Source organism: Pectobacterium sp. S5 (genome assembly GCF_051707265.1).
Lineage (GTDB): Bacteria > Pseudomonadota > Gammaproteobacteria > Enterobacterales > Enterobacteriaceae > Pectobacterium > Pectobacterium polare.
The window spans coordinates 186,415-213,332 of record NZ_JAULSZ010000005.1 but is presented as its reverse complement, the minus strand read 5'-3'; the positions used below and the strand labels follow the sequence as shown (position 1 = coordinate 213,332).

Sequence of the window (26,918 nt, the reverse complement as noted above, 5' to 3'; positions counted from 1 at the left end):
GAGAGCTGGCGCAGGAACAGGGCGTCACTCCCTGGCAAAGGGATCATAAGGTTAGCATATTACTTATATCATCTATGGCGAATATTGATACCCGCCTTTTCGGCAGAATAGGGAGAGAACGGCATGACGATAAAATCGTATTTGGGTGGGTGTTTATGTGGTCAGATTCGTTCGAGGATTGCTGCCCGCGCTGGGAATAAATCACAGGCCGTTTCCGGCCTGTGCGGGATTGTTGATGGTGAAGGTCTGTGATTACGAGAGCTTAAATACCAGCACCGTTTGCGCGAGCTGTCTGGCTTGCTCTTCCAATGACGCGGCTGCCGCCGTGGCTTCCTGCACCAGCGCGGCGTTCTGCTGGGTGACACCGTCCATCTCGTGAACCGCCTGCGTCACTTGGCTGATTCCGCGCGATTGTTCATCCGATGCTGAGACAATCTCGTCCATGATGTCTTTTACCGACGTGACGGCACTCAGCATTTCCTGCATGGTCTCACCGGCGTTCTGAACCAGCGTGACGCCGCTATCGACGCGGCTGGCGGACTCCGTAATCAGCGCGGTGATGTCTTTTACGGCACTGGCGCTGCGCTGCGCCAGGTTACGCACCTCGTTGGCAACAACGGCAAAACCGCGCCCTTGTTCGCCCGCTCTGGCAGCTTCCACCGCCGCGTTGAGTGCCAGAATATTGGTCTGGAACGCGATGCCGTTGATGATGCTGGTAATGTCGGCAATCTTCTTCGAACTGTCGTCGATCTCACTCATAATGTGAACAACCTGACCGACTATCTTGTCGCCTTTCTGAGCGATCTGCGCGGCATTCTGTGCCAGCGTTGTGGCGTTATGAGCGTTATCCGCATTCTGTTTCACCGTCGCCGTAATCTGTTCCATGCTGGCGGCGGTTTCTTCCAACGCCGCCGCTTGCTGCTCGGTGCGGGAAGCCAGATCGGTGTTGCCCGCTGCAATTTCCGTCGCACCGTGGCTGACGGATTCGCTGGTGCTAATCAGCTGCTCGGCGATATCTCTCAACTGCGTCTGCATGGCGTTCATGGCGTAAAAAATACTGCTGTCATCCTTCGGTTGCACAGGGATGGTCTGTGTTAAATCCCCTTGTGCGACGGACAGAGCGATCTGCGCGGCCTGAGCGGGTTCGCCACCGATCGGACGAGCGACCTTGCGGTTAAAAATGATGCCCAGCACGCCGGAAACCACCACGATACTCAGCACCATAAGCAGCAGCCCCACGTTGCGCTGCTGTGCGGTTTCCGCCATCACCACATTGACGGGGGCGGACAGGCCGAGCATCCAAGGCGTACCGGTATTGCCGATTTTTACCGGCACATACACGTTAAACGCCGGTGTGTTCAGCACGGCATTGTCACGTTCGATCTGATACGGCTGACCTGTGGTGACATGCTCAAGCAGCGTCGGGTCGTTTGCAATTTTCTTGGTTATCCGGGCTTTGTCAGGATGAGAAATGTAGGCACCAGTGTGGGACAGCAGCTGGGCGTAGCCCGTGCCTTCATAGGGTTTGATGTTGTTGGTGAGCTGTTGCAGCGTGTCCAGAGAAAAATCCGCTGTGACGGAGCCGTAAAACTTGTTGTTGATGATGATGGGCACGGCAATGGAGGTCAGCAGAACATCGACGCCGTTGTAGGGGTAGCTATACGGTTCCAGAATCACTTCTTTCTGGAGTTTTTTCGGCAGCAGATAGTAGTCGCCGCTGCCGGGCGTTTCATAATCCACCAGATTATGCAGAGCAACGTTGCCTGCGGTATCGCGGTCAACGTAGCGGACGAAGCGACCTTGCGGGTCCTGATCGGGTTGACCGACGTACTCCCGATCTTTGCCGTCAAACGCATCGGGTTCCCACGCCAGCGACATCGAAAGGAAATCAGGATGACTCTTTAGCGCATTTTTCAGCAGCGTCTCAGCGGTTTTTCGATCGGCGTTGCCTGCTTCTTGCAGACTGACAACGCTCTGCACCAGATTACGTGCCGCATGTAGCGCGACATCCAGCTTTTGCTGAATAAGATAGCTGTTGGTATACGCCGTTTGCTCAAGATACTGCTGTGCGATGGTCTTTTGCTGCTGGCCAGATTGCCAAATCAGCAGGCCGATGGTGAGAATAAAACCGAGTGCGATGGTGGTGACGCCCGCCATGAGCATCAGCATACGTGTGCTGAGCTTTCTTTTTAACGTGGCTGGCGAGGCATGAATGGATGGGTTGCTGTGGTTAACCGGTAACAGTGTTGTAGACATATGCGTAATATCCCCTGGGATATAAGCGCCTATACCCGTCATACTTCAAGCTGCATATGCGTTGGCTGCGCTTGCTCACCCGAATCACTTACTCAAGTAAGCTCATCGGGATTCCCTCGCTTGCCGCCTTCCTGCAACTCGAATTATTTAGAGTCTATAGGTACTTTTTTTATAAAAAGAATCAATCGATTGTCTTCCTTTCTGTTTTTGGGTCATTCCCTTGTGCGACTCGTCATTATTTGTGATGTAAGTCACAAAGAAATTATCGGCGGGAAACAATATCTCTTTAGGTTGTTCACGAAAATGTCACAAATCAGCGAGGGGCATAAATCGGCATCGATGTGAACGGACAGAACAGTGAGGCAGGGCGCCTCACTGCATGAGCGAGGATTAGGCCGCAGGGCCTTTGCTGACGGAATCGCGGATAATCAATTCGCCTTTGAAGGCTGGCGCAGGCGCGACGGTTTCACCCTCCAGTCGGCACAGCAGCTTCTCAAGGGTATAGCTGATCATCTCGGCGACGGGCACATGCACGGTAGTCAGGGGTGGGTAGAACCATGATGCCATCGGTAAATCATCGAACCCCAGCAGCGAGACATCTTGCGGAATCGCGAGGCCGTGTTCGCGCAGCGCTTTGGCCGCGCCAATCGCCATGTCGTCATTGCTGGCGACGAGTGCGCTAAAGGTGGCCGACCGCTGAAGCAGGATTTGTGTCGCCGTATAGCCGCTGTCATGGGTCCAGTCACCTGGCGCAACCAGCCCGTCATTATAGGGAACCCCGTTTTCCTCCAGCGCCTGCCGGTAGCCCGTCAGTCGGCTTGTGCCGGTAGGGGAGTTCGCCGCTCCGCAGACAAACGCGATATCACGGTGGCCCTGTGCAATCAGGTAATTGACGGCATCATGGCAGTGCTGCTGGTGATTGGCGCAGATGCCATTATCGCCGTGTTGATGCAGTGTGCGGTTCACGACCATGATTGGTTGATCGTGCTGTTCGATAATCTCTTCCAGCTCATTCGTGGAAAGAAAACGCGGATAGATAATGACGGCATCGCAGCGTAAATCGAGCAGGAACTGGATCGCTTCGCGCTCTTCTGCCGCGCTGTGCTTGCCATCCGCCATGATGAGCTGTCGCCCGTATTTCTCCGTCATGGTTGCCGTTTGGAACAGCAATTCGCTGAAATAGGGGCCGCTGTACAACGTGTTGGTCACAACCAAACCAATAATTTGCGATTTGCTCGTGGCGAGCTGGCGCGCCAGCAGGTTGGGCCGGTAGCCAATCTCTTCAATCGCCTGGAATACCCGATCTCGCGTGGTCTTACTGACGTAGTTATTCCCTGTCAGCACGCGTGATACGGTGGCTTTGGATACACCGGCTTTTTTCGCTACATCGAGCATGGTTACCATCGTACTTTCCCGTTCTCCTGTACTGCCTGATGTCGTCATTATAGGGATATTTCCTCTCTTTTTATCATCAATACAGAATATGGGGATAAAAATATTCCTCACTTGCGCTATTTATGATCGCCTTCAAAAAATAGTAAAAACAATATGAAACCGGTTGCATATTATTTTGTGTCTTGCTTGAATAATAAAAAAACGGACGGTGAGGTGCAGTATGAATAAGATTTTACTCTGTTGCGCAGCAGGAATGTCTACCAGCATGCTGGTACAGCGGATGGAAAAGGTCGCCGAGAAAAATGCGATCGCTGTTGAGATAAAAGCCGTGGGTTTTGACGAGTTTAATGAGCTGATTGATGAATATGATTGCTGTCTTTTGGGGCCGCAGATTAAGTATAAGTTACCTGAATTCAAGGTGATAGCTGACGAGAAAGCGAAGCCGATCGCGGTCATTAATATGGTTGATTACGGCATGATGAATGGGGAAAAAGTCCTCAATGATGCCCTAGCGATGATCAATTAGTATAACGGGAGGAATAATGAGTAAATTAAGCGAGTCATTATTCAGCGTTATCGAAAATCGTATTAGCCCAATTGCTGCAAAACTCTCTAGCCAGCGCCACGTTGTAGCAATTAAAGATGGCTTCATTGCTGCCATGCCGTTTTTAATTGTCGGTTCTTTTATGATGTTATTCGCTCATCCACCTTTTAGCCCGAATAGTGAATGGGCTTTTGCGCAGTGGTGGCTGGGGATGGTGGAACGCCACAGCGAACAAATCATGATGCCCTACAACATGACGATGGGCATTATGGCGGTGTATATCACCAGCGCCATCGCTTATAACCTGGCGCAGAGCTATAAAATGAACGGTTTTATGGCGGCCAGTCTGTCGCTGATGTCGTTCATGGTGGTAGCCGCTCCGCAAATCGACAAAAGCCTGCCGGTCGGGTCGCTGGGCGGCGAGGGGATTTTCACCGCGATTATCGTGGCGATCTATTCGACGGAGCTGATGCATTTCTTGCAGAAGCGCAATATTGGTATTCGCCTGCCTGAACAGGTGCCGCCGAAAATTCGCCAGTCTTTCGATCTGCTGATCCCGATTCTTGCCATCTTCCTGACGCTTTTCCCGCTTAGCCTGTTTATGCAGAGCCAATTCGGCATGCTGTTACCGCAGGCAATCATGGCCGTCTTCGCGCCGATTATCTCGGCATCCGACTCGCTCCCTGCCATCCTGATCGCGGTGCTGCTCTGCCACCTGCTGTGGTTTGCCGGGATTCACGGGGCGGTTATCGTCGGCGGCATTTTGCAGGCGTTCTGGCTGACCAACTTGGGGATCAATCAGGAAGCGTTTAACGCGGGCGCACCGATCACCAAAATCTTTATTGAACCCTTCTGGCAGTTCTTCATTACGGTGGGTGGCTCGGGCGCGACCATGGGGCTGGTCTTCCTCTATCTGCGCAGCCGTTCTGCTCACCTGCGCGCCATCGGCAAGTTGGCCGTGGTGCCGAGCATGTTCAACATCAACGAACCGGTGATTTTTGGTTCACCTATCGTGATGAACCCGCTGATGTTTATTCCGTTTATTACCGCGCCGTTGGTGAACGCTACCCTTGCCTATATCGCGTTAAAAACCGATTTGGTGCACCGCGTGATTTCTCTTGCACCCTGGACAACGCCGGGCCCGATTGGCGCAGCATGGTCTACGGGATGGGACTGGCGTGCGGTGGTGCTGGTGGGGGTACTGATTGTCGTCTCGTCCTTAATCTATTACCCCTTCTTCAAAATGTATGAACGTCAGCTGGTCGCACAAGAAGTGGGGACAGTAGAGGAGGCAGTGAGTGATGCGCGATGAAACCATGCTTGATGAAACGACGGTAATGGAACTGATTATCTATGCGGGAGAAGCGCGCTCCAGCTCGATGGAAGCGCTGAGTGCCGCCAGAAAATACGACTGGGACAAGGCTGAGGAACTGCTGAACACCGCTTCCGTTGCCGCGCGCAAAGCCCATCAAATCCAGACGGCCTTGATTGGTGCCGATGAGGGCAGCGGGAAAATCCCGGTCAACCTGATTCTGGTTCACGCGCAAGATCACCTGATGAACGCGATGCTATGCCGTGAACTGGTGGAGGAGCTGATTCAACTGCATCGGGAAATCTCCACCCTTAAACAGCTTATCAATTAATAGTATGCAAACCTGAAATGAGAAGGAAATAACATGTCTGTTCAACAATTACCGAAAGACTTTCTGTGGGGCGGCGCGGTAGCGGCGCATCAAGTTGAAGGTGGTTGGGATCAAGGCGGCAAAGGCGTCAGCATTTGCGATGTCCTGTCCGGCGGTGCCCACGGCGTTGACCGTGTGATCACCGATGGCGTACAGCCTGGTGTCAGTTATCCAAACCATCAGGCAGTGGAATTCTACTCCCACTATAAGCAGGATATCGCCCTGTTCGCCGAAATGGGCTTCAAATGCTTCCGCACCTCGATTGCCTGGACGCGTATTTTCCCCAATGGCGATGAGCTGGAACCGAATGAAGCAGGCCTGCAATTCTATGACGATCTGTTTGATGAGCTGCTGAAATACAACATCGAGCCAGTGATTACGCTGTCTCACTTTGAAATGCCGCATCATCTGGTTAAGCAATACGGCGGCTGGCTGAACCGTAAAGTGGTGGATTTCTTTGTTCGCTACAGCGAAGTGGTCATGAAACGTTACCAGTCCAAAGTGAAATACTGGATGACCTTCAATGAGATTAACAACCAGCGTAACTGGCAGTATCCGCTGTTTGGCTACTGCTGTTCCGGCGTGATTTTTACCGATCACGACAAGCCAGAGCAGGCGATGTACCAAACGCTGCACCACCAGTTTGTCGCCAGTGCGAAAGTGGTGAAGCGGGGTCATGAGATTAACCCGAACTTCAAAATTGGCTGCATGCTGGCGCTGGTGCCGATCTATCCGTGGTCGTGCCATCCGGATGACGTGATGTTTGCACAGGAAGCGATGCGTGAGCGTCATCTGTTCGGTGACGTGCAGCTGCGCGGTTACTACCCGTCTTACATCCTGAAAGAGTGGGCGCGCAAAGGCTATCAGATTGATATGCAGCCGGAAGATGAACAGACGCTGCGCGAAGGCTGCACGGACTATCTGGGCTTCAGCTACTACATGAGCAGCGCGGTGCAACTGTCGGCGAAAGGCCAGAAAAAAGAAGATGCGATTACGGGCTTTGACGGCGGCGTGAAAAACCCGCATGTAAAGGCATCGGAATGGGGCTGGCAGATCGACCCGGTTGGCCTGCGCTATACGCTGAACAGCTTCTACGAGCGTTATCAGAAACCGATGTTCATCGTTGAAAACGGTTTTGGCGCGGTAGACAAGGTGGAAGCTGACGGCAGCATTAACGATGATTACCGCATCGAATATCTCAAAGCGCATATCGATCAGATGAAGAAAGCCGTCGTCGAAGACGGCGTGGAGTTGATGGGTTATACCCCGTGGGGCTGCATCGACTGCGTGTCCTTCACCACGGGTCAGTACAACAAACGCTACGGTTTCATCCACGTGGATAAACACGATGATGGCACTGGCACGTTCAAGCGCTCGAAGAAAAAGAGCTTCGACTGGTATAAGAAGGTGATCTCCAGCAACGGCGCTGAGCTATAACGGCTATATTTCAAACCTATCTGTAGAACGGAAACGGGATTAACGGAATAGAAGAGTAAAGCGTTTGCGCCATGGATGGCGCAATCCGAGCTTACAGGGACGTACTTGCAGCGTCTTTACGATCTATCCGTTACTCCCGCTCTACGGACTTTGTCAGCAATCTCAGCCGTGCTTAACCGCACGGCTTTTTACGTTGTGTGTCATACGCCTGTCACCCTGCCGTATTTCACTAACGACTTCATCGCTGAATCGCGTTAGCATGAAAACAGATAACTTGATGCTGGAAAAATTATGTCTGTAAAACTGATCGCTATTGATATGGACGGGACGTTACTGACGCCCCAAAATCAAATTTCACCTGCGGTAAAAGCCGCGATTGCTGCTGCCAGAGAGGAAGGCGTGCAGGTCGTGCTTGCTACCGGTCGCCCCTACATCGGCGTCGAGCGCTACCTGATGGAGCTGGATTTGCAGCAGGAAGGCTGTTACTGCATCACCAATAACGGTGCGCTGGTGCAGCGTACGGTCAACGGTGACTGTGTGGCGCAAACGGCGCTGAGCTTTGACGATTATCTCTACTTCGAAGCGCTGGCCTGCAAACTGGGCGTCCATTTCCATGCGCTGGACTTCAATTTCGTCTATACCGCCAATAAAGATATCAGCCCTTACACCATTCACGAATCTCACCTGACCGGGATGCCGTTGAAGTATCGTGCGGTTGAAGAAATGGATCGCAGCCTGACGTTCCCGAAAGTGATGATGATTGATGAGCCAGAGATCTTGGATCGCGCCATTAGCCAGCTGCCACCGGAAGCCTTTGAACGCTACACCATCATGAAGAGCGCCGAATACTATCTGGAGATTCTGGATAAGCGCGTCAACAAAGGTGAAGGCGTGAAGATGCTGGCAGAGCACCTCGGCATTCCACGTGAAAGCGTCATGACGCTGGGCGACCAGCAGAACGATCTGGCGATGATTCGCTATGCGGGCATCGGCGTAGCGATGGGCAATGCCATCGACGAAGTGAAAGAAGCCAGCCAGTTCGTCACCAAAACCAACATGGAAGACGGCGTCGCCTACGCGATCGAGAAATTTGTGTTGAATGCCTGATAGATAGCGTTAATGGGAAGACCTATAAGGCTACCGTGTAGCCTTATAGACCCGTAATACTTCAAGTTGTATATACGTTAGGTTGCTTTACTCATCCATTCGATAAAACCCAGCCAGTAACGTGCGCTGCCTGTCTTTGCAAAAGGCAGGGGGTCGCCATCTGTTATAGAGATATTATAGTCTGTCGGGCATTTAATTTTACTTAATTCAGAATATATGGCTGTGATTGACATGTTAAAATTTTCATTGCATTAGCGTAATAATTATTAGGAATAATATTTTTAATTAGGGATTCATATCATGAAAGCGACATTCAAACTTGGATTGATTTTTATCGCTGCACTATCTGTTTCTGCTTGTGATAGTTTAGATTTTTCAAGCAATAAAGGAAAGTTCCAATATAGCAACCCCACCACGAAAAACATCACGTTTAAATTTGATGGTAAAAGCTATGATGTATTACCTGGGGCTAAAGGAATAATTAAGATATCTTCAGGTATACATAAATTAGAAAATAGTAAAGGTGATGTTTTCTCATTCATGGTTTTGGATGATAATAAAGGCGGGATTATCAATCCTGATAATCATGTCTATTATACGTTATCAGAAATCTATGCTGTTGAAGGGAAATCAAATAAATTTAAACCAGCAACCTATGATGTGACGATAAATGGGCATCAGTTAGAGATGCCCGTCAGAAGTGCAAACGCCTCCGTCATTGATGCCAACATGTTTAAATGTACTTACCAATTAGATGAACCGTTCCCAAAATCAATCAAAATTAGTGGCCGTAGTTCAAATGGTAATATTCAATCCAAATGCTTTGATAAAAAAGACATGTTGGAATATTTATTAGACACTTATAAAGAAGATCTCAAGCCCGATTCGCCGAAGGATGAAGGTGATGACTCAATTAACATCGCATTTAACTATGATGCCCCAATGGTGAGTTTTATCAACGTTGACATGCAGAAAAAAGCAGACGAAATAATCAGCGAAGTGAATAAATTAAAAGAGAATAATGACATAAAGGCTCATGAGGAAATAAGCTCTAATGTTAGTCAGCTATATGGCGATTTGATCACGATATACGCGAAAAACACCATGACTCTTCCGAAGGAGGAAAGTAAAAAATATAATGAATTCATTCGTCAGGTTGGTGAATTACAAATGTATAGTGTTTGGGCTAAGTAACTAATATTTTGTGGTAAGGGCAGGTTTTTCTGATGTCGGTGTATTACCTAAAAGAAGATTCTTGCCTTTATGATGACGTCAGCCTTGACTGGGGTAAATAATATCTCAGTCTATTTATTAATCTTAGAGATATAAAATACGAATTTCTATACTTGGTGACGGCGAATATTTTTTTCTGCTTCCAGGCCTGTTTTTAAATGCAAAAACAACCGATGACTACCTGAATTAAAGTGATGAGCCTTCATTTCTATAATTGGAATGTTAAACGTTAAAATCCTTGGTTTGGCATGTCAAAATACTATTTCAACGCCAGACTATCCGCTATTTTCTCTTTCATAACCTGAGTGATGTGATTAACCACCTGGCTGCGGGGAATTTGCGGGGGATAAACCGCGCAATACGCCATTTTTATGTCAGGATTGAAAGGCTTAACGATAACGGGTGAAGGGCTGTTCAGGGCGGTAATAAAATCGACTACGCCGATGCCGACATTTTTTGATGCCAGCACGCAGCAGTTAGCCATCGAGGTTTCGATGGGGTTATGTAGGTAGATCTGCTCTTTTCTGGTGGCAATATCGAGCTGCGCTCGCAGCGGTGTGGTTCTTCCCGGCAAAATAGCGCGCGTACCGGCCAGATCGGCAAGCGTAATTTCATCCGCTGTGGCAAGGGGGTGGCCTACCGCTAACACCGCGACAGCACTGACGTCCGCCAGCAGTTCGGCCTCTAATCCTTTAGTGCCAGGCTGGCTGAAAATAAAACCAACGTCATACTGATTTTCAGAAATGGCGCTCGTAATATGGCTGCTACTTTCGATATCTAAAAACAGGGAAAGATCGGGGTATTTCTTGAGTAAGGTAGGGAGAACCTGATCTGAACACAGAAACGAGAGTGCCTGAACGGCGGCGATGCGCAGCACGCTGCCCTTGGCGTGGCGAATTTCATCCGCAATCATCCCGATGTGATCCAACCCCAGATAAAGACGCTCGACTTCGCGATACAGCTTCATCGCCTCTGCGCGCGGAATCAGGCCGCGCCCGTCCCTATCGAAAAGCTTAAGATTCAGTGCGTCTTCAAAGTCTTTAATGAGTCGGCTGACTGCGGGCTGGGTGATGTACATCATGTTGGCGGCAGCGGTGATGCCTCCGGTGAGGATGACTTTATGAAAGGCTTCAACCTGGCGGGGATTGATACGCATGCTCGTCACCTTAAAACATAACATTTGGTTATCAATTTAACACAAAATGCAATTTTTCATTATCCAATCTAGCGCATAGACTCACAATCATAAGATTTAATACACTTCATCAGTACTCAATCATGGAATAGAGGATTAGTGAATGAAGAAATCGACTCTGGCGTTATTGTTTACCGTTTTATTTTCATCTTCACCTTTGGTTTATAGCGCGGACCTGAATATCGGTTTGGCTTCCTCCACCACATCAATGGATCCGCAGTTTTATGTGAGTGGGGCGAATAGCGCAATGGCGCGCAATATTTTTGACGGCTTGGTTGTACAGGATGAAAAACAGCAGATTGCACCTGCCCTGGCAACCAGTTGGAAAGTGATTGACGACAAGACGTGGGAGTTTGTATTGCGTCCTGGCGTTAAGTTTCACGACGGCAGTGATTTTACGGCTAAAGATGTGATTGCCAGCATTAAGCGTGTTGCGCTGGCATCGAAAAACAGCCCTAGCTCTTACGCACCTTACGTCAGCGACATTGCTGAAGTAATAGAAGTGAATCCATTAACGGTGCGGATTAAGACAAAAGAGGCTTCGCCACTGCTGCTGAATAATTTAAGTCGGATTTCCATTTTACCGGCCCGACTTGAGAACGTCCCGACGGAAACGTTGAATTCAGGAAAAGATGTGATTGGTACAGGGCCATTCAAATTTGTTTCCTGGGTGCCGGACGACCGGGTAGTCCTTGTTAGAAATGACGATTACTGGGGAGGAAAAGCAGAGTGGGACAACGTTACTGTCCGTGTATTTAAAAACAGTAGTGCACGTGTAGCAGCAGTATTATCCGGTGATGTGGACATGATCGAAAACGTTCCAACAGCCGACAGCAGTAATATTGAAAAAAATCAGCAGTTAAAAACGATTTCAACACCAGGGAATCGTGTTATTTACCTTCACATGGACCAGCAGCGAGATGAATCACCGTTCGCCAAAGGTCCTGATGGTAAAAACCCATTACTAAAAAAAGAAGTACGCCAGGCGATGTCTTTAGCTATTAATCGTCAGGCAATCGTCGACCGTGTGATGGAGGGGCAGGCTGTTGTTGCCTCTCAGCTTGTACCGAAGGGGTACCCAGGCTATTCCGCGTCCATTCCTGCGCCGGTTTATAATCCGGAGAAAGCCAAACAGGAACTGGCGGCGGCGGGTTACCCCGACGGCTTCACGCTGACCTTCCACGCGTCGAACGATCGTTATCCTAATGATTCTAAAATTGCTCAGGCCATTGGCCAAATGTTCACACGTGCCGGTATCAAAACCGAGGTTGTTACGATGCCCGGCAGTGTGTACTTCTCACGTGCGTCCCGTCTCGAATTCAGTTTGATTATGGGCGGGGCCGCGATTGAAACCGGGGAAGCTTCTGGAGTATTGGGGCCATTGTTAGAAACCTTTGGCCCCAATGCAGGACAGGGTAATCGTGGTCGCTATTCCAATCCTGTCTTTGATAAAACGCTGAACGAAGCACGTGTCACGCTGGATGAAACCAAACGTGGTGCGCTGCTGGCTGAGGCGATGAACATTGGCATGAACGATCTGGGTGTGATTCCGGTGATGTTCCTGTCCAACACCTGGGCGATGAAAAAGCAGTATACCTACGTGGGCCGTTCTGATGCCTACACGCTGCCGTACTTCGTCCGTTCTGCCAAATAGTCACCTGTCATTTATGATTCAAATAAGGGGTGAGTATTCACCCCTTATCTATCCGTAACAAGGAGAGCGGAGTGAATACATTTAGCGGTGTTTTTCCCTATCTGGTGTCACCCGTCAGGCCCGATGGTCAGGTAGATAAGCCTGTTCTGGCGCAACTCACTGAACATCTGATTCAATGCGGTGTACATGGCGTCGTGCCGTTAGGCAGCACCGGTGAATTTGCCTATCTCTCTGCGGCCCAACGTCTGGATGTCGTCAAAACAGTGATCGAAACGACGGCGGGCCGTGTGCCGGTCATCGCTGGTGTCGCGTCGACAACGATTCAGGATGCTGTTGAGCAAACGAAACGCTACGTCGAACTGGGTGCGGATGGCATTCTTGCGGTACTGGAAGCCTATTTCCCCCTGAAAGACGAAGGCGTCGAACAATATTTCCGCGCCATTGCCGAAGCCGCACAGGGTAAACCGGTGGTGCTCTACACCAATCCTCAGTTCCAGCGTTCCGATTTGAGTTTGCCCGTCATCGAACGCCTGAGCCATGTTAGTAACATCCGCTATATCAAAGACGCCTCGACCAATACCGGGCGCTTGCTTTCCATCATCGAACGTACCCGTGGCCGAATGGACGTCTTCTCCGCGTCCGCCCATATTCCCGCCTGCGTCATGCTGATTGGCGGCGTGGGTTGGATGGCTGGCCCGGCGTGTATCGTTCCCAAACAGAGTATTGCTTTGTATGAAGCCGCCCGTGCGGGTGACTGGAACAGAGCAATGGAGCTTCAGCGTCCGCTGTGGCGCATCAATGAAATCTTTGCCCGTTATTCTATTGCCGGCTGTATTAAAGCGGCGCTGCAATTGCAGGGATTTGCGGTAGGCGATCCGCTGCCGCCTCAGCAACCGTTGGATGAAAAGGCGCGTAAGGAGATCGCTGACGTTTTGGCGTCTGTCGATTCCCTCTAACGCAAAATACATTTTGTTATTTTTCACGCTGTAGAGGTGTGGGTTTTTCTGCACCTTGATGTTCGGCAGTACCTATTAAAAAGAGAAAAGGAATCATCGAAGGATGAGCGCTTTACCTATTATTATTGATTGTGATCCGGGGATAGATGACGCGATTGCGTTATTAAGTGCATTTGTGTCACCAGAGTTGGATATTCGCGGCATTTGCGCGGTGTGTGGTAACCAGCCTGTGGAAAAAACGGTGCGTAATGCGCTGCAAATTGTTGAGCTGGGTCAGCGCACAGATATTCCCGTTTTCGCCGGCTGCCATCGGCCGCTGCTGCGTGATCCTATTCATGGCCAGTTCCACGGCGAAAGTGGACTGGGCCAGACGGTGCTGCCTGCGCCGCAAAAACAGGCCGACGCGCAGCATGCGGTGAGTTTTATTATTGCGCAGTGCAAACAGGCGATCGCTGACGGCACGCCGATCACGCTCTGTACGTTAGGGCCGTTAACCAATGTCGCGATGGCGCTGCGTATGTCTCCTGACATTGTCGACGGTATTGCACGCATCGTGATGATGGGCGGCGCATACCGGGAAGCAGGCAACCGCAGCCTGACCTCTGAATTCAATATGATCGCCGATCCGCAGGCGGCCAAGGTCGTGTTCGACTCGTCGATTGCCATCGTCGCACTGCCGCTGGATGTCACGCATCAGGTGATTTTAACGCCGGAATTAGTGGCGCGTTTCATTGCGCTATCCGGGCGTATTTCCGGCCCATTGGGTGAAATGATGGCGTTTTGGGATCGTAATGACATCCGCCGCTATGGCTCACGCGGCGGCCCGCTACACGATCCGCTGGTTATCGCCTGGGTTCTGGCGCCGCATTGCTTCACGACGGAAAAAGCCAGCGTTTACATTGAGCAGGAAAGCGAGCTGTGCATGGGGCAGACCGTTGCTGACTGGTATGGAAAAACCGATCGGCAGCCGAATGTGGATGTAGTGACGGGCGTTGATGCCAAACAGGTTGTTGAGCTGTTTGCTGACTTACTGAGCCGCTACGGAGAGGGTGTCTGACATGGTTCGAGAACGCATAATTATTGATACTGACCCCGGCGTTGATGATGCAATAGCCATCTGGCTGGCATTGGCCTCGCCCGAACTGGATGTACTCGGGATTACCATTGTGGCTGGTAATGTGCCGCTTGTCGCGACGTTGCCGAACGCCTGCAACGTGGTGGGGGTGACGGGCAGAACCGATGTGCCGATTTTTGCCGGTGCTTCGCGCCCGCTCATCCGCGATCAGGTTTTCGGTAAATACGCTCATATCGGTAAGTTTTCCTCTGACTGGGTGCCAGAAAGCACGCTGTCGCCGGAAGAGGAACATGCCGTCGATTTTCTGGTGCGGATGACACGTCAGGCAGCAGCCGATAATAACCCGATCACCATTTGTTCTATCGGGCCGATGACGAATCTGGCGTTGGCGCTGTGTTTCCATCCTGATGTCGCACGCGGCATCAAACAGATTGTGTCCATGAGTTGCGCCTTTACCGCGATGGGGAATCGCGTACCGTGGGCGGATTTTAACGTCTATGCCGATCCGCATGCGGCGGAAATCGTTTTTTCTTCCGGTGTTCCCATTGTCATCATGCCGCTGGATGTGACCTTTCAGGCACTGATTCAGACGGAACAAGTTGATGCCATCGAACGTACCGGCGGTGCGCCGGGTAAGGCGATGGCCGCATTGCTGCGCATGTTTGACCGTAGCGAAGTTGAGCGCTTTGGCCGTGAAGGTGGGCCGATTCATGATGCGACCGTCATTGCATGGCTGCTGAAACCGGAGCTGTTCAAGTCAAAACGCGCTCGTATAGGCGTGGAAGTTGCCGGTAAGACGGCGGGTTACGTGTTTGCCGATTTTTATCACAAATTGGGTGAGCCGGAGAATGCGCTGATCATGCGCGAAATCGACGAACAAGGATTCCTCGGGCTGATTGCCGATCGCCTGCGTCGCTATGGCCCTGAAGCAATCAATGATGTTGAAGAAATAAATGGTTCCGAAACAATCAATGGGTCTGAGGAGCGCTGATGATCGCCTACCTGCTGAGCCGAATCGGACAAACGCTGCTGACGCTGGCTGTGATGTCGGTGCTGGTGTTTGTGGGTGTTTATATGGTCGGTAATCCGGTCGATATGCTGTTGAGTGCGACGGCCACGCCAGCGGAACGGCTGGCGGTGATTCAGTCCTTTGGTCTGGATAAGCCCGTCTGGGAACAGTACGGGCTATTTGTCTGGAACGCCTTTCAGGGCGACATGGGCAACTCTTTTATCTTTAACCAACCCGCGCTGACACTGATTTTTCAGCGCATGCCCGCCACGCTAGAGCTGGCGATGGTGGCGTTCGTGATGGCGCTGGTTGTCGGTATTCCGCTGGGGATCTACGCTGGCCTGAAGCCGGACAGCGCGGTGTCCAAATCCATCATGACCTTTTCCATCCTCGGCTTTAGCCTGCCTACGTTCTGGATCGGGCTGGTGATGATCATGCTGTTCAGCGTGAAGCTCGGCTGGTTGCCGTCCTCTGGTCGGGGCGATACTCACGATCTCTTCGGTATTCCCTTCAGTTTTCTGACCCGCGATGGTCTCGAACACCTGCTTTTGCCCGCATTTAACCTTGCGCTGTTTAAAATCTCGCTGGTTATCCGCCTGATGCGCGCGGGCGTGATGGAGTGCCTGCAACAGGATTATGTGCAGTTTGCTCGTGCGAAAGGGCTCTCAGAAACCCGCATTGTGCTGGTTCATGTGCTGCGCAACACGCTGATTCCACTGATTACCGTGCTGGGGCTGGAGCTGGGATCGCTGATCGCGTTTGCCGTCGTCACGGAAACCATTTATGCCTGGCCGGGCATGGGCAAACTGATTATCGACTCGATCGCCGTGCTCGACCGTCCGGTCATCCTGGCTTATCTGATGATTACCGTCGTGATGTTCAGCGTGATTAACCTGCTGGTCGATTTACTGTATGTGCTGGTCGATCCGCGCGTGCGGCTGGGGGGAGATAAGGGATGACAGGGAATACGATACACCAGCCTGCTGCGGTGCAAAAAACGGCCCATCCGGTGATGCGCGTTATGATGGCGCTGATCAACGATCGGCTGGCGCTGTGTGGGCTGATCATGCTGGCGATTTTCGTGCTGCTGGCGCTGCTTGCCCCGCTTCTATCGCCGCAGAATCCCTACGATCTGATGCAGCTCGACATCATGGATGGCCGACTCGCGCCGGGTGCGCAGAGCATGGCGGGCATGACGTATTGGCTGGGGACGGACGATCAAGGGCGCGACCTGTTCAGCGCCATTCTGTACGGCACCCGCATCAGCCTGCTCGTGGGCTTCTCCAGTGCGGTACTTGCGCTGCTGATTGGTGCCTCGCTGGGGCTGATTAGCGCCTACGTCGGCGGAAAAACGGATGCCACGATCATGCGTATCGTGGATATCCAGCTCAGTTTCCCCCCTATCCTGATTGCGCTGATCCTGCTGGCGGTGCTGGGGCAAGGGGTCGATAAGATCATCATGGCGCTGGTGGTGACCCAGTGGGCTTATTACGCGCGGACGATTCGCGGCTCGGCATTGGTGGAACGTCGCCGCAGCTATGTAGACGCGGCGCGCAGCATGGCGCTGTCCAACCGCCGCATTCTGTTTCGCCATATTTTACCGAACTGTCTGGCACCGCTGATCGTGGTGGCAACGATGCGCATCGCCTATGCCATCATGCTGGAAGCGACGCTTTCGTTTTTGGGGATCGGGCTGCCTGTGACGGAACCGTCGCTGGGGCTGCTGATCTCAAACGGTTTTGAATACCTGATGTCGGGCGACTACTGGATCAGCTTCTTTCCGGGGCTAACGCTGCTGCTGCTGATTGTGGCGATCAATCTGGTCGGGGATGCGCTGCGCGATATCCTCAACCCGCGGAATTAATCTGTGGGAACGCCCATAGGAATAAGGGGTAACGAACACATGACAGCGCCGATTATGTCCGTTTCGCATCTGACCACCGCCTTTCAGGTGAACGGCGAGTGGATGAACGTGGTGCGGGATTTGTCCTTTACGATTGGCGAGAAAGAGACGGTCGCCGTGGTGGGGGAATCCGGTTCAGGGAAAAGCGTGATGGCGAAATCCATCATGCGCCTGCTGCCGCCCGGTCAAAGCCGGGTTGAAGGTCAGATTCATTTCGGCGATACCGAGCTGCTGTCGCTCCCTAGCAAAGCGATGCAGGATGTGCGCGGGAACCGCATCGGTATGATTTTTCAGGAGCCGATGACCAGCCTGAATCCAGTTTTGCCGATTGGTTACCAGATTACAGAAGTGCTGCGTCGCCATCGCGGCATGAGCAAAGCCGAAGCGCGTGCTGAAGCGGTGCGCCTGCTGGAAAAAGTCCGCATTCCGGCGGCTAAATCACGGCTGAACGAATATCCGCAGAGCTTCTCTGGTGGGATGCGTCAGCGCGTGGTGATTGCGATTGCGCTGGCCTGCCATCCGAAGCTGCTGATTGCCGATGAGCCGACGACGGCGCTGGACGTCACGATTCAGGCACAAATTCTGACGCTGATAAAAACCCTTCAGGAAGAAGAAGGGATGTCGGTGCTGTTTATCACCCACGACATGGGCGTGGTGGCGGAAGTATCCGACCGCACGCTGGTGATGTATCAGGGCGAAATGGTGGAAAACGCCGTCACGCGGGAGATCTTTCATCGCCCGCAGCAGCCCTATACCCGCATGCTGCTGTCCGCCGTGCCCAAATTAGGCTCGATGTCCGGCAGTGCATGGCCGCAGCGTTTTCCGCTGGTCGATCTCAAAACGGGCGAGCGCCAGCCGGTGCCGGAGGCGGTGAATACCGTGTCGGGCGAAGAGCCGGTGCTGACGGTAAAAAATCTGGTTACTCGATTTGATATCCGATCAGGGTTTTTCCGCCGGCTGTCTGGGCGAGTTCACGCGGTGGAGAATGTCTCGTTCGATCTCTGGCCGGGCGAAACGCTCGCGCTGGTCGGGGAATCGGGCTGTGGTAAATCCACTACCGGTCGGTCGATTATTCGCCTCAACGACGCCGTCAGTGGTGACATTCAGCTGCTGGGAAAAAATATCCTGACGGCGGATAAGCGTGAGCTGACGGATTCGCGGCGACAGATTCAGATGGTGTTTCAGGATCCGTATGAAAGCCTGAATCCGCGCATGCGGATAGGGGAAGCCATCGCCGAGCCGATGCTGTTGCACGGTCTGGCGACTCGACAGGATGTTAATGCGAGAGTAAGCGCACTGCTGGAACAGGTGGGGTTATCCGGCGATATGGCTTCGCGTTTCCCGCATCAGTTCTCCGGCGGGCAGCGGCAGCGTGTATGCATTGCCCGTGCATTGGCGCTGGAGCCAAAAGTAATCATTGCTGATGAATCGGTGTCGGCGCTGGATGTGTCCGTCAAGGCGCAGGTCATCAACCTGATGCTGGATCTCCAGCAGAAGCTGGGGCTGTCATTCCTGTTTATCTCGCACGATATGGCGGTGGTCGAGCGAATCAGCCACCGCGTAGCGGTGATGTATCTCGGCGAAATTGTGGAGATCGGGCCACGTTCGGCGATCTTCGACAATCCGCAGCATGACTACACCCGACGTCTGATTTCTGCGGTGCCCGTGCCGGATCCGGATACTCGCCCGGTGCGTAATATCACCAATGATGAACTGCGCAGTCCGGTACGCGCCCCTGATTTCCATCCTCCCGCACGTCGCTATAAGCAAGTCGGGGAAGGACATTTCGTTCTGGAACAGGCGTAGCGCTGTCCTTACCTGAATTTGCCATTAATGGCGGTTCTTTTGCGTGCGCATTGCGTATGGCTTGAACCGCCATTCTTTTTCTTCTTATCTCTTCTTCCTCTTCCTTTCCCTATCACCGCTGCTGGCGTGCTGTCGTCGCCTTCCAACCTCGCTCGGCCCAATCCCTCTGGATGTTGAAATCTGGTAACGCACGATGTTGCTAAATTGTATTGATTGTCCGTTTTGTGATCCAGATTGTAGTACAAAATATTTAAATGGTACTACAATAAAGCCAAGAAAAGAGGGAAGGGTGCGGTTATTGTGCAACAGTTCGACGACGTCAGGCGGCATGGCGGGTAAAGTAAGTGCAGTGATATCAATCCGTTTTGTCTCGTTGAGGTGATGATGAATAAGCAGGAATTAAGCAAAACCGACCGCATCATTCTGGATATTGGCCAACAGATCGTTGGCGGTAAATACGCGCCGGGTACGCCGTTACCCGCAGAAGCTGAGCTATGTGAAGAATTTCAGACCTCGCGCAACATCATTCGCGAAGTGTTCAGAGCGCTGATGGCGAAAAGGCTGGTGGAAGTGAAACGGTATCGCGGCGCGTTTGTGGCCGCGCGTAACCAGTGGAATTACCTGGATACCGACGTTCTGCAATGGGTTCTGGCAAGCGACTACGACCCACGTCTGATCAGCGCGATGAGCGAGGTGCGTAATCTGGTGGAGCCGACGATTGCCCGCTGGGCTGCCGAGCGGGCGACTTCAAGCGAGCTGGCAGTGATTGAAGCGGCGCTGAACGACATGATTTCCAACCATCAGAATCGCGACGCATTTAATGAAGCGGATATTCGCTTCCATGAGTCGGTATTGGCGGCGGTGCACAACCCGGTGCTACAGCAGCTAAGTGTTGCGATCAGCTCGTTGCAGCGTGCGGTGTTTGAACGCACCTATATGCCGGACGAAGACAACATGCCACGGACATTACGTGAGCATCAGGATCTCTACGATGCCATTCGGCATCAGGATATTGAAGCAGCAGAGCGGGCGGCGTTAACCATGATCGCCAGCTCGACCAAACGGTTAAAGGACATTACATGAGTGAAAGCTATATCGCCATTGACTGGGGTTCGACCAATCTGCGGGCGTGGCTGTATCTGGACGGCGTCTGTATCGACAGCGTGAAGTCTGAAGCGGGCGTCACACGTTTGAACGGTCAGACGCCGCAGCAGGTTTTTCAGCAGATTGTTGCGCCGTGGCAGCAGCACAACGTGCCTGTCGTGATGGCGGGTATGATTGGCAGCAATGCGGGCTGGCTTTCCGTGCCGTATCTGTCATGTCCGACTCGTCTGACGGATGTCGCTCATCGCCTGACGCGCGTAGAAGAAGCCCAGCCGCTGGCCGCCTGGATCGTGCCGGGGCTGAGTATCGCGCAGGACGATAACTGCAATGTGATTCGCGGTGAAGAAACCCAGCTGATTGGCGCGTATAGCGAATGTCCTTCCTCTCTTTATTTGATGCCGGGAACCCACTCGAAATGGGTGCGGGCCGATGACAGCAACGTGCTGGATTTCCGCACGGTGATGACCGGTGAACTGCACCACCTGCTGATGACACAGTCGCTAATTGGTGTGGGGCTGACCGAACAGCAGCTGTCCCCCGATGCTTTCCAGCAAGGGCTGGAACTGGGCTTTACCGACGACAACATTATCCGCTGCCTGTTTGAAACCCGTGCGGCGCATGTGCTGGGGCGTCTGGAGAAAAGTGCCGTGAGCGACTGGCTGTCCGGGCTGCTGATTGGCAACGAAGTCTCACAAATGCAGCGCCACTATCAGGTGGCGGCGGGAGACAGCATCACACTCATCGGCTCCCCTGCGCTGACCGCGCGCTACGAAAAAGCATTACAACAAGCTGGATTGCGCTGGCAGCCGCTGGATGGCGATCGGGCTTTTCAGGCAGGAATAAGGAGCATTGTTAATGAGCTGGAATACTAATCTTCCCTTGATTGCGATTCTGCGCGGTATCACGCCGGACGAGGTGCTGGAACATGTCGCGGCGCTGCTGGATGCCGGGTTCGATGCGGTGGAGATCCCGCTGAATTCGCCAAACCCGTATGAAAGTATTCAACTGGCGGTAGAGCATTTTGGCGATCGCGCCCTGATTGGCGCAGGCACGGTACTAAAAGCCGACTATGTCGACAAGTTGCAGGATATTGGCAGCAAGTTAGTCGTTACGCCTAACATTTCCCCCGAGGTGATTCGTCGGGCAGTGGGTTACGGCATGATGGTGTGCCCAGGCTGTGCCACCGCGACGGAGGCCTTCACGGCGCTGGATGCAGGCGCGCAATCGCTGAAAATTTTCCCATCATCCGCGTTTGGGCCGGACTACATCAAGGCGCTGAAAGCGGTATTGCCAAAAGACGTTCCCGTCTTTGCCGTCGGTGGTGTCACGCCTGAAAACCTGAAGGATTACCTCAGTGCGGGCTGCGTCGGTGCCGGGTTAGGCAGCGATCTGTATCGAGCTGGTCAGTCGGTTGACGTCACTGCGCAAAAAGCACATGCATTTGTTAACGCCTATAAGGACGCTGTTCAATGAAAATTACCAAAATCACCACGTACCGGCTGCCGCCACGCTGGATGTTCCTGAAGATCGAAACCGATGAGGGCATTGTCGGCTGGGGCGAGCCAGTTATCGAAGGCCGCGCACGTACGGTTGAAGCTGCCGTTCACGAGTTGTCTGACTATTTGATCGGGCAAGACCCGGCACGTATCAACGACATCTGGCAGGTGCTTTACCGCGCGGGTTTCTACCGCGGCGGCCCGATCCTGATGAGCGCCATTGCCGGTATCGATCAGGCATTGTGGGACATCAAAGGCAAGGCGCTGGGTGTACCGGTTTATCAGTTACTGGGCGGACTGGTGCGCGATAAGATCAAAGCGTACAGCTGGGTGGGTGGCGATCGTCCTTCCGAAGTGATCGCAGGCATCAAGAAGCTGACCGAGATTGGCTTCGATACCTTCAAGCTGAACGGCTGTGAAGAGATGGGCATCATTGATAACTCGCGCAAAGTGGATGCGGCGGTGGCCGTGGTCGCGGAAATCCGCGAAGCCTTTGGCAACAGCATCGAGTTCGGTCTGGATTTCCACGGTCGTGTGGATGCGCCGATGGCGAAAATCCTGATCAAAGAGCTGGAGCCGTACCGTCCGCTGTTTATTGAAGAGCCCGTGCTGGCTGAACAGGCGGAATACTATCCTCGTCTGGCGGCGCAAACCCACCTGCCGATTGCAGCGGGCGAGCGTATGTTCTCACGCTTTGATTTCAAACGCGTGCTGGCAGACGGCGGACTGGCCATTATTCAGCCTGACCTGTCTCACGCAGGCGGTATTACCGAGTGCTTTAAAATTGCCGCCATGGCGGAAGCCTATGATGTCGCGCTGGCACCACACTGTCCATTAGGCCCAATTGCACTGGCTTCCTGTTTGCACCTCGACTTTGTGGCACGTAATGCCGTATTGCAGGAGCAAAGTATGGGCATCCATTATAATAAAGGTGCCGAGCTGTTGGATTATGTTATCAATAAAGAAGACTTTGCCATGACCGACGGCCATTTCTATCCGCTGAATAAACCTGGCCTCGGTGTGGAAATTAATGAAGAGCTGGTTATTGAACGTAGTAAAAATGCGCCAGACTGGCGTAACCCGGTGTGGCGTTATCCTGACGGTGCCGTCGCCGAGTGGTAATACCCGTCATTCGCGTTGGCTTGCCTGCAACTCGAATTATTTATGGTGTAAAGAAAACAATAGGTTAGGTGTTGAATAACAAGTAATACATAACGTATTTCCCCGGCGCTACGGAATAGAACAATCATGGATTATCACGAAATACATTATTTCGTGAGGGATTACTGTTTTATTTTATTAGCGTCGGGGAAAGTAATCTTCCATTTATCATGAGTAAGCCACCACCGGGATTTTAAAAATAAAACGCCATGATCAATAAAGGAATGTATTGACGATGCGCGGTTATTTATTTCATTAGAAAAAATAAAGCATACCAACTGCTGGTGTTGTTGATCGTTCAAAAATAGCGGGCAATAAATATATACCCTAAATAATTCGAGTTTCAGGAAGGCGGCAAGGGAAGGAGTCCCGATGAGCTTACTCAAGTAAGTGATTCGGGTGACTGAGCGAAGCCAACGCACATGCAACTTGAAGTATGACGGTTATGACTGTCCGTTTAATAAATAACAGGAACATAAGATGGATATGACATTAACTACCCGTCCTACAAAACGGCGTTATTTCACCTTGCTGATGATTTTTATTACGGTCGTCATCTGCTATGTGGATCGGGCCAACCTGGCTGTGGCGTCGGCACATATTCAGGAAGAGTTCGGCATTACAAAAACACAAATGGGCTATATCTTTTCCGCGTTTGCCTGGACCTATACGTTATGCCAAATACCCGGCGGCTGGTTCCTTGACCGCGTCGGTTCAAAGGTCACCTATTTTATCGCCATCATGGGATGGTCGATTGCTACGTTGCTGCAAGGTTTCGCCACCGGTCTGGCGTCGTTGATTGGTTTGCGTGCGGTGACCGGGCTGTTTGAAGCGCCTGCGTTTCCGACGAACAACCGTATGGTGACCAGCTGGTTCCCTGAGCAAGAACGTGCTTCTGCCGTTGGATTCTATACGTCAGGACAGTTCGTTGGTCTGGCATTCCTTACGCCATTGCTCATCTGGTTGCAGGAAATCCTGAGCTGGCACTGGGTATTCATCGTCACCGGCGGTGTCGGTATTGTGTGGGCAATTATCTGGCACTTTGTTTATCAGTCACCGAAGAAAAGCAAAGGGATCAATCAGGCTGAACTGGATTACATTGCCGAAGGCGGCGGTATCGTTGATGGCGATGCGCCGACTGAGAAAAAAGCGCGTACGCCGTTAACGGCAGCCGATTGGAAACTGGTGTTTAACCGCAAACTGGTGGGCGTGTATATCGGACAGTTTGCCGTGACCTCTACGCTGTGGTTCTTCCTGACGTGGTTCCCGAACTACCTGACGCAGGAAAAACAGATTAGCGCACTGACGGCAGGCTTTATGACGACGGTGCCTTTCCTGGCTGCGTTCGTTGGCGTGCTGCTGTCCGGCTTTGTGGCGGACCGTCTGGTGCGTAGCGGAAAATCGATCGGTCTGGCGCGTAAAACGCCGATTATCTGTGGCCTGTTGATTTCAACCTGCATCATGGGGGCGAACTACACCAACGATCCGGTATGGATTATGACGTTGATGGCAGTGGCGTTCTTTGGTAATGGCTTTGCCTCCATCACCTGGTCGCTGGTGTCGTCGCTGGCACCGATTCGTCTGATTGGTCTGACGGGCGGGGTATTCAACTTTGTCGGCGGTCTGGGCGGTATCACGGTGCCATTGATTATTGGCTATTTGGCGCAGGATTACGGTTTTGCTCCGGCACTGACCTATATTGCTGGCGTAGCGCTGGTTGGCGCACTGTCTTACATCTTATTGGTGGGCGAAGTGAAGCGTGTAGGCTAATGCTCGTCACTTGCGTGCGGTAGGGTTCTGACAAAAGCTATAACAAAACGGACTTTCCTCTTGGTTGAGGAAAGTCCGTTTAATTTTTTGATTGTCTTTTTGTGCGCATTATTTGTAGATAATGGCGGTGCCGCGCAGTTGGTTATCACCGGTGGCAGACGTAATGGTGAACGCGTTGGCACCGGCTTTCTCTGCTTTCTGAGCCAGCTGCGCTTGCAGTGAATCCAGGCTGTGTGCGGTAGCGCTAACGACACCGACTTTTTCCAGACTCTGTGCCTGTTGTGAAGACACCTGATCGGCAGCGAAAGTGCCAAAAGACAGAGCAGACAGTACGGCAGCAGCGGCGAAGAGTTTTACGTTTTTCATGTGATGTATCCTGTTCAATGTTGTTTGGAGTGAAAGGTCATTTCCTTTCGATGAAGAGGATATTACGCCGATGCGGAGAGAAGGAAAAACGGAGTGTTTTGAGAATATCTGTCAATATTTTTGATTTTAAATCTGGCGATAAGCTATCCCGTCTCGATCGCCAGAATGAAAGCTATATTGCCGCCTGCTGAGGCAACGGCGGTGAGGTGGGTGCCAGTACACGCTCCAGCACGCGGGCTTCCAGTTCCGCCAGCTTCGCCGATCCGCGACGCCGTGGTCGGGGTAAATCGACCGTGATATCCAACCCTACGCGGCCTTCTTCAATCAGAATAACCCGGTCGGCCAGCGCAATAGCTTCGGAGACATCGTGCGTCACCAGCAGTACGGTGAACCCGTGTTGGAGCCACAGATTTTCGATCAGGCTTTGCATCTCGATGCGGGTCAAGGCATCCAGCGCCCCCAGCGGTTCATCTAACAGCAGCAAACGGGGCTGGTGAATGAGCGCGCGTGCCAGCGCGACGCGCTGTTTCTGACCGCCGGACAGCGCCGCTGGCCAGTCATTCGCGCGATCCGCCAGCCCGACGGAGACCAGCGCCTCCTGCGCTTTCTCACGCCATTTGCCGCGCAGCCCCAGCCCGACATTATCGATCACCTTTTTCCACGGTAGCAGCCGTGCTTCCTGAAACATCAGCCGCGTGTCGTCTTTTGCGCTGCTGAGCGGCGCGGTGCCGGTCAGTAGTTCGCCGCTGCTGGCTGCTTCCAGACCGGCGAGCAGGCGCAGCAGGGTGCTTTTGCCGCAGCCGCTGCGACCGACGATGGCAACAAACTGCCCCGAAGGAATGCGCAACTGCACGTCATTCAGCACGGTGCGGTGGCCGTAGTGCTTGGTGATGGCATCAAGCGCCAGCGGCGCCCCCTTGGTGAGCGGCGACGGTGAATATGCGTGCGTTGTAGAATCGGTAAAAGCGGTCATGATGCGTCCCCCGATGAGGTTTGATAAGCCGGATTCCAGCGTAGCCAAATGCGTTCTAGCCCCTGAGCGCTGACATCGGCTAGTTTGCCGAGCAGGGCGTAAAGAATAATGGCGACTACCACCACGTCCGTTTGCAGGAATTCGCGAGCGTTCATGGCGAGGTAACCGATGCCGGAGTTGGCAGAGATAGTTTCCGCGACGATAAGTGTCAGCCACATAAAGCCCAGCGCAAAACGGATGCCGACCATGATGGACGGCAGCGCGCCGGGCAGCACCACCTGAGAAAACAGGCTCAGGCCGGACAGCCCGTAGCTGCGCGCCATTTCCAGCAGGCCGCGATCAATGTTTTTAATGCCGTGATAGGTGTTGAGATAAACCGGGAACAGCGTGCCCAGCGCCACCAGAAAGATCTTGGCTGCCTCATCAATGCCGAACCACAGAATCACCAGTGGGATCAGCGCCAGATGAGGAACGTTGCGGATCATCTGCACTGAGCTGTCCAGCAGACGCTCGCCCCAGCGCGACAGCCCGGTGATAAAGCCGAGCACCAATCCGATGCTGCCGCCGATAGCAAACCCGATCAGTGCACGCCAACCGCTGATAGCCAGATGCTGCCACAGCTCACCACTAGCGATGAGCGACCAGCCTGCGGTAATCACCGAACTGGGCGCAGGCAGAATCCGATTGGATAGCCAGCCGAACTCGACGGATACCTGCCACGCAATCAGCAGCGTCACGGGGAGCAGGAAAGGTGCAAAGCGCTGTGCCAGTGAAGAGAGCGTTCTTGCCATGATCG

General features: G+C 52.6%; 25 protein-coding genes. 19 read left to right on the top strand and 6 right to left on the bottom strand.

Going from position 1 to position 26,918, the window contains the following annotated elements:
- Positions 1 to 123 precede the first annotated feature (123 nt).
- Positions 124 to 252, top strand: a complete 129-nt coding sequence (locus tag QWJ20_RS18120; protein ID WP_267958085.1) for a hypothetical protein — start codon at positions 124 to 126, stop codon at positions 250 to 252.
- Here QWJ20_RS18120 and QWJ20_RS18115 read toward each other — a convergent pair whose 3' ends face one another.
- Positions 253 to 2,256 carry a methyl-accepting chemotaxis protein gene (locus QWJ20_RS18115; RefSeq protein WP_433993158.1) on the bottom strand — a complete coding sequence of 668 codons (2,004 nt, stop codon included), beginning with the start codon at positions 2,254 to 2,256 and terminating at the stop codon, positions 253 to 255.
- 390 nt (positions 2,257 to 2,646) lie between these two features.
- Entirely contained in the window at positions 2,647 to 3,660 is a 1,014-nt protein-coding gene (locus tag QWJ20_RS18110) for a LacI family DNA-binding transcriptional regulator (RefSeq protein ID WP_433993189.1), read from the bottom strand.
- 211 nt (positions 3,661 to 3,871) lie between these two features.
- On the opposite strand from QWJ20_RS18110, the gene QWJ20_RS18105 reads away from it, so the two are divergent.
- From QWJ20_RS18105 to QWJ20_RS18080, 6 genes are all read left to right on the top strand, one after another.
- Positions 3,872 to 4,177, top strand: a complete 306-nt coding sequence (locus QWJ20_RS18105) for a PTS sugar transporter subunit IIB (RefSeq protein ID WP_433993157.1) — start codon at positions 3,872 to 3,874, stop codon at positions 4,175 to 4,177.
- Positions 4,178 to 4,193: 16 nt separating this feature from the next.
- Positions 4,194 to 5,507: a PTS sugar transporter subunit IIC gene (locus tag QWJ20_RS18100; RefSeq protein WP_433993156.1), complete on the top strand. Its 1,314-nt coding sequence runs from the start codon at positions 4,194 to 4,196 to the stop codon at positions 5,505 to 5,507.
- The gene (locus QWJ20_RS18095; RefSeq protein ID WP_095993301.1) at positions 5,497 to 5,838 is read left to right on the top strand and encodes a PTS lactose/cellobiose transporter subunit IIA; all 342 of its coding nucleotides are present in this window, start codon (positions 5,497 to 5,499) and stop codon (positions 5,836 to 5,838) included. The genes QWJ20_RS18100 and QWJ20_RS18095 overlap by 11 nt, the downstream gene beginning before the upstream one ends.
- Before the next feature lie 33 nt (positions 5,839 to 5,871).
- The gene (locus QWJ20_RS18090) at positions 5,872 to 7,314 is read left to right on the top strand and encodes a 6-phospho-beta-glucosidase (RefSeq protein ID WP_433993155.1); all 1,443 of its coding nucleotides are present in this window, start codon (positions 5,872 to 5,874) and stop codon (positions 7,312 to 7,314) included.
- A 291-nt stretch (positions 7,315 to 7,605) separates the two neighbouring features.
- Positions 7,606 to 8,421, top strand: coding sequence for a sugar-phosphatase (yidA, locus tag QWJ20_RS18085; protein ID WP_433993154.1), 816 nt, complete (start codon positions 7,606 to 7,608; stop codon positions 8,419 to 8,421).
- Positions 8,422 to 8,721: 300 nt separating this feature from the next.
- Positions 8,722 to 9,615: a hypothetical protein gene (locus QWJ20_RS18080; protein ID WP_433993153.1), complete on the top strand. Its 894-nt coding sequence runs from the start codon at positions 8,722 to 8,724 to the stop codon at positions 9,613 to 9,615.
- Between the two features lie 298 nt (positions 9,616 to 9,913).
- Here the strand turns inward: QWJ20_RS18080 and QWJ20_RS18075 are convergent, their stop codons facing one another.
- Positions 9,914 to 10,810, bottom strand: a complete 897-nt coding sequence (locus tag QWJ20_RS18075; RefSeq protein WP_433993152.1) for a LysR substrate-binding domain-containing protein — start codon at positions 10,808 to 10,810, stop codon at positions 9,914 to 9,916.
- A gap of 142 nt (positions 10,811 to 10,952) precedes the next feature.
- On the opposite strand from QWJ20_RS18075, the gene QWJ20_RS18070 reads away from it, so the two are divergent.
- The 12 genes from QWJ20_RS18070 (at position 10,953) to QWJ20_RS18015 (ending at position 24,783) form a co-directional block, all read left to right on the top strand.
- Entirely contained in the window at positions 10,953 to 12,503 is a 1,551-nt protein-coding gene (locus QWJ20_RS18070) for an ABC transporter substrate-binding protein (protein ID WP_095993305.1), read from the top strand.
- Positions 12,504 to 12,574: 71 nt separating this feature from the next.
- Positions 12,575 to 13,459 (top strand): dihydrodipicolinate synthase family protein, encoded by an 885-nt coding sequence (locus tag QWJ20_RS18065; protein WP_095701028.1) that lies wholly within the window; start codon positions 12,575 to 12,577, stop codon positions 13,457 to 13,459.
- A 103-nt stretch (positions 13,460 to 13,562) separates the two neighbouring features.
- Positions 13,563 to 14,516 carry a nucleoside hydrolase gene (locus QWJ20_RS18060; RefSeq protein ID WP_039485168.1) on the top strand — a complete coding sequence of 318 codons (954 nt, stop codon included), beginning with the start codon at positions 13,563 to 13,565 and terminating at the stop codon, positions 14,514 to 14,516.
- A gap of 1 nt (position 14,517) precedes the next feature.
- Positions 14,518 to 15,525: a nucleoside hydrolase gene (locus QWJ20_RS18055; RefSeq protein ID WP_433993151.1), complete on the top strand. Its 1,008-nt coding sequence runs from the start codon at positions 14,518 to 14,520 to the stop codon at positions 15,523 to 15,525.
- On the top strand, positions 15,525 to 16,502 hold the full coding sequence (locus QWJ20_RS18050) for an ABC transporter permease (RefSeq protein ID WP_095993309.1): 978 nt from the start codon (positions 15,525 to 15,527) through the stop codon (positions 16,500 to 16,502). Before QWJ20_RS18055 ends, QWJ20_RS18050 begins: the two co-directional genes overlap by 1 nt.
- A complete protein-coding gene (locus QWJ20_RS18045; RefSeq protein WP_095701024.1) occupies positions 16,499 to 17,407 on the top strand; it encodes an ABC transporter permease in 909 nt (302 codons plus the stop codon). Before QWJ20_RS18050 ends, QWJ20_RS18045 begins: the two co-directional genes overlap by 4 nt.
- A gap of 39 nt (positions 17,408 to 17,446) precedes the next feature.
- The gene (locus QWJ20_RS18040; protein WP_433993150.1) at positions 17,447 to 19,252 is read left to right on the top strand and encodes an ABC transporter ATP-binding protein; all 1,806 of its coding nucleotides are present in this window, start codon (positions 17,447 to 17,449) and stop codon (positions 19,250 to 19,252) included.
- 384 nt (positions 19,253 to 19,636) lie between these two features.
- Positions 19,637 to 20,335, top strand: coding sequence for a D-galactonate utilization transcriptional regulator DgoR (dgoR, locus tag QWJ20_RS18035; RefSeq protein ID WP_039485183.1), 699 nt, complete (start codon positions 19,637 to 19,639; stop codon positions 20,333 to 20,335).
- Positions 20,332 to 21,228 carry a 2-dehydro-3-deoxygalactonokinase gene (locus QWJ20_RS18030; protein ID WP_433993149.1) on the top strand — a complete coding sequence of 299 codons (897 nt, stop codon included), beginning with the start codon at positions 20,332 to 20,334 and terminating at the stop codon, positions 21,226 to 21,228. The genes dgoR and QWJ20_RS18030 overlap by 4 nt, the downstream gene beginning before the upstream one ends.
- A complete protein-coding gene (locus tag QWJ20_RS18025) occupies positions 21,212 to 21,829 on the top strand; it encodes a 2-dehydro-3-deoxy-6-phosphogalactonate aldolase (protein ID WP_433993148.1) in 618 nt (205 codons plus the stop codon). Before QWJ20_RS18030 ends, QWJ20_RS18025 begins: the two co-directional genes overlap by 17 nt.
- Positions 21,826 to 22,974 (top strand): galactonate dehydratase, encoded by a 1,149-nt coding sequence (gene dgoD / locus QWJ20_RS18020; RefSeq protein WP_005976723.1) that lies wholly within the window; start codon positions 21,826 to 21,828, stop codon positions 22,972 to 22,974. Before QWJ20_RS18025 ends, dgoD begins: the two co-directional genes overlap by 4 nt.
- Before the next feature lie 519 nt (positions 22,975 to 23,493).
- Complete coding sequence (locus QWJ20_RS18015; protein WP_095993314.1) at positions 23,494 to 24,783, top strand: MFS transporter; 1,290 nt, start codon at positions 23,494 to 23,496, stop codon at positions 24,781 to 24,783.
- Between the two features lie 108 nt (positions 24,784 to 24,891).
- Here QWJ20_RS18015 and bhsA read toward each other — a convergent pair whose 3' ends face one another.
- The 3 genes from bhsA to ssuC all read right to left on the bottom strand — a co-directional run bounded on the left by bhsA (position 24,892) and on the right by ssuC (position 26,913).
- Positions 24,892 to 25,149, bottom strand: coding sequence for a multiple stress resistance protein BhsA (gene bhsA / locus QWJ20_RS18010; RefSeq protein ID WP_039513855.1), 258 nt, complete (start codon positions 25,147 to 25,149; stop codon positions 24,892 to 24,894).
- A 172-nt stretch (positions 25,150 to 25,321) separates the two neighbouring features.
- Positions 25,322 to 26,122: an aliphatic sulfonates ABC transporter ATP-binding protein gene (ssuB, locus tag QWJ20_RS18005; protein ID WP_433993147.1), complete on the bottom strand. Its 801-nt coding sequence runs from the start codon at positions 26,120 to 26,122 to the stop codon at positions 25,322 to 25,324.
- The gene (gene ssuC, locus QWJ20_RS18000) at positions 26,119 to 26,913 is read right to left on the bottom strand and encodes an aliphatic sulfonate ABC transporter permease SsuC (RefSeq protein WP_433993146.1); all 795 of its coding nucleotides are present in this window, start codon (positions 26,911 to 26,913) and stop codon (positions 26,119 to 26,121) included. The genes ssuB and ssuC overlap by 4 nt, the downstream gene beginning before the upstream one ends.
- Between the last annotated feature and the right edge of the window lie 5 nt (positions 26,914 to 26,918).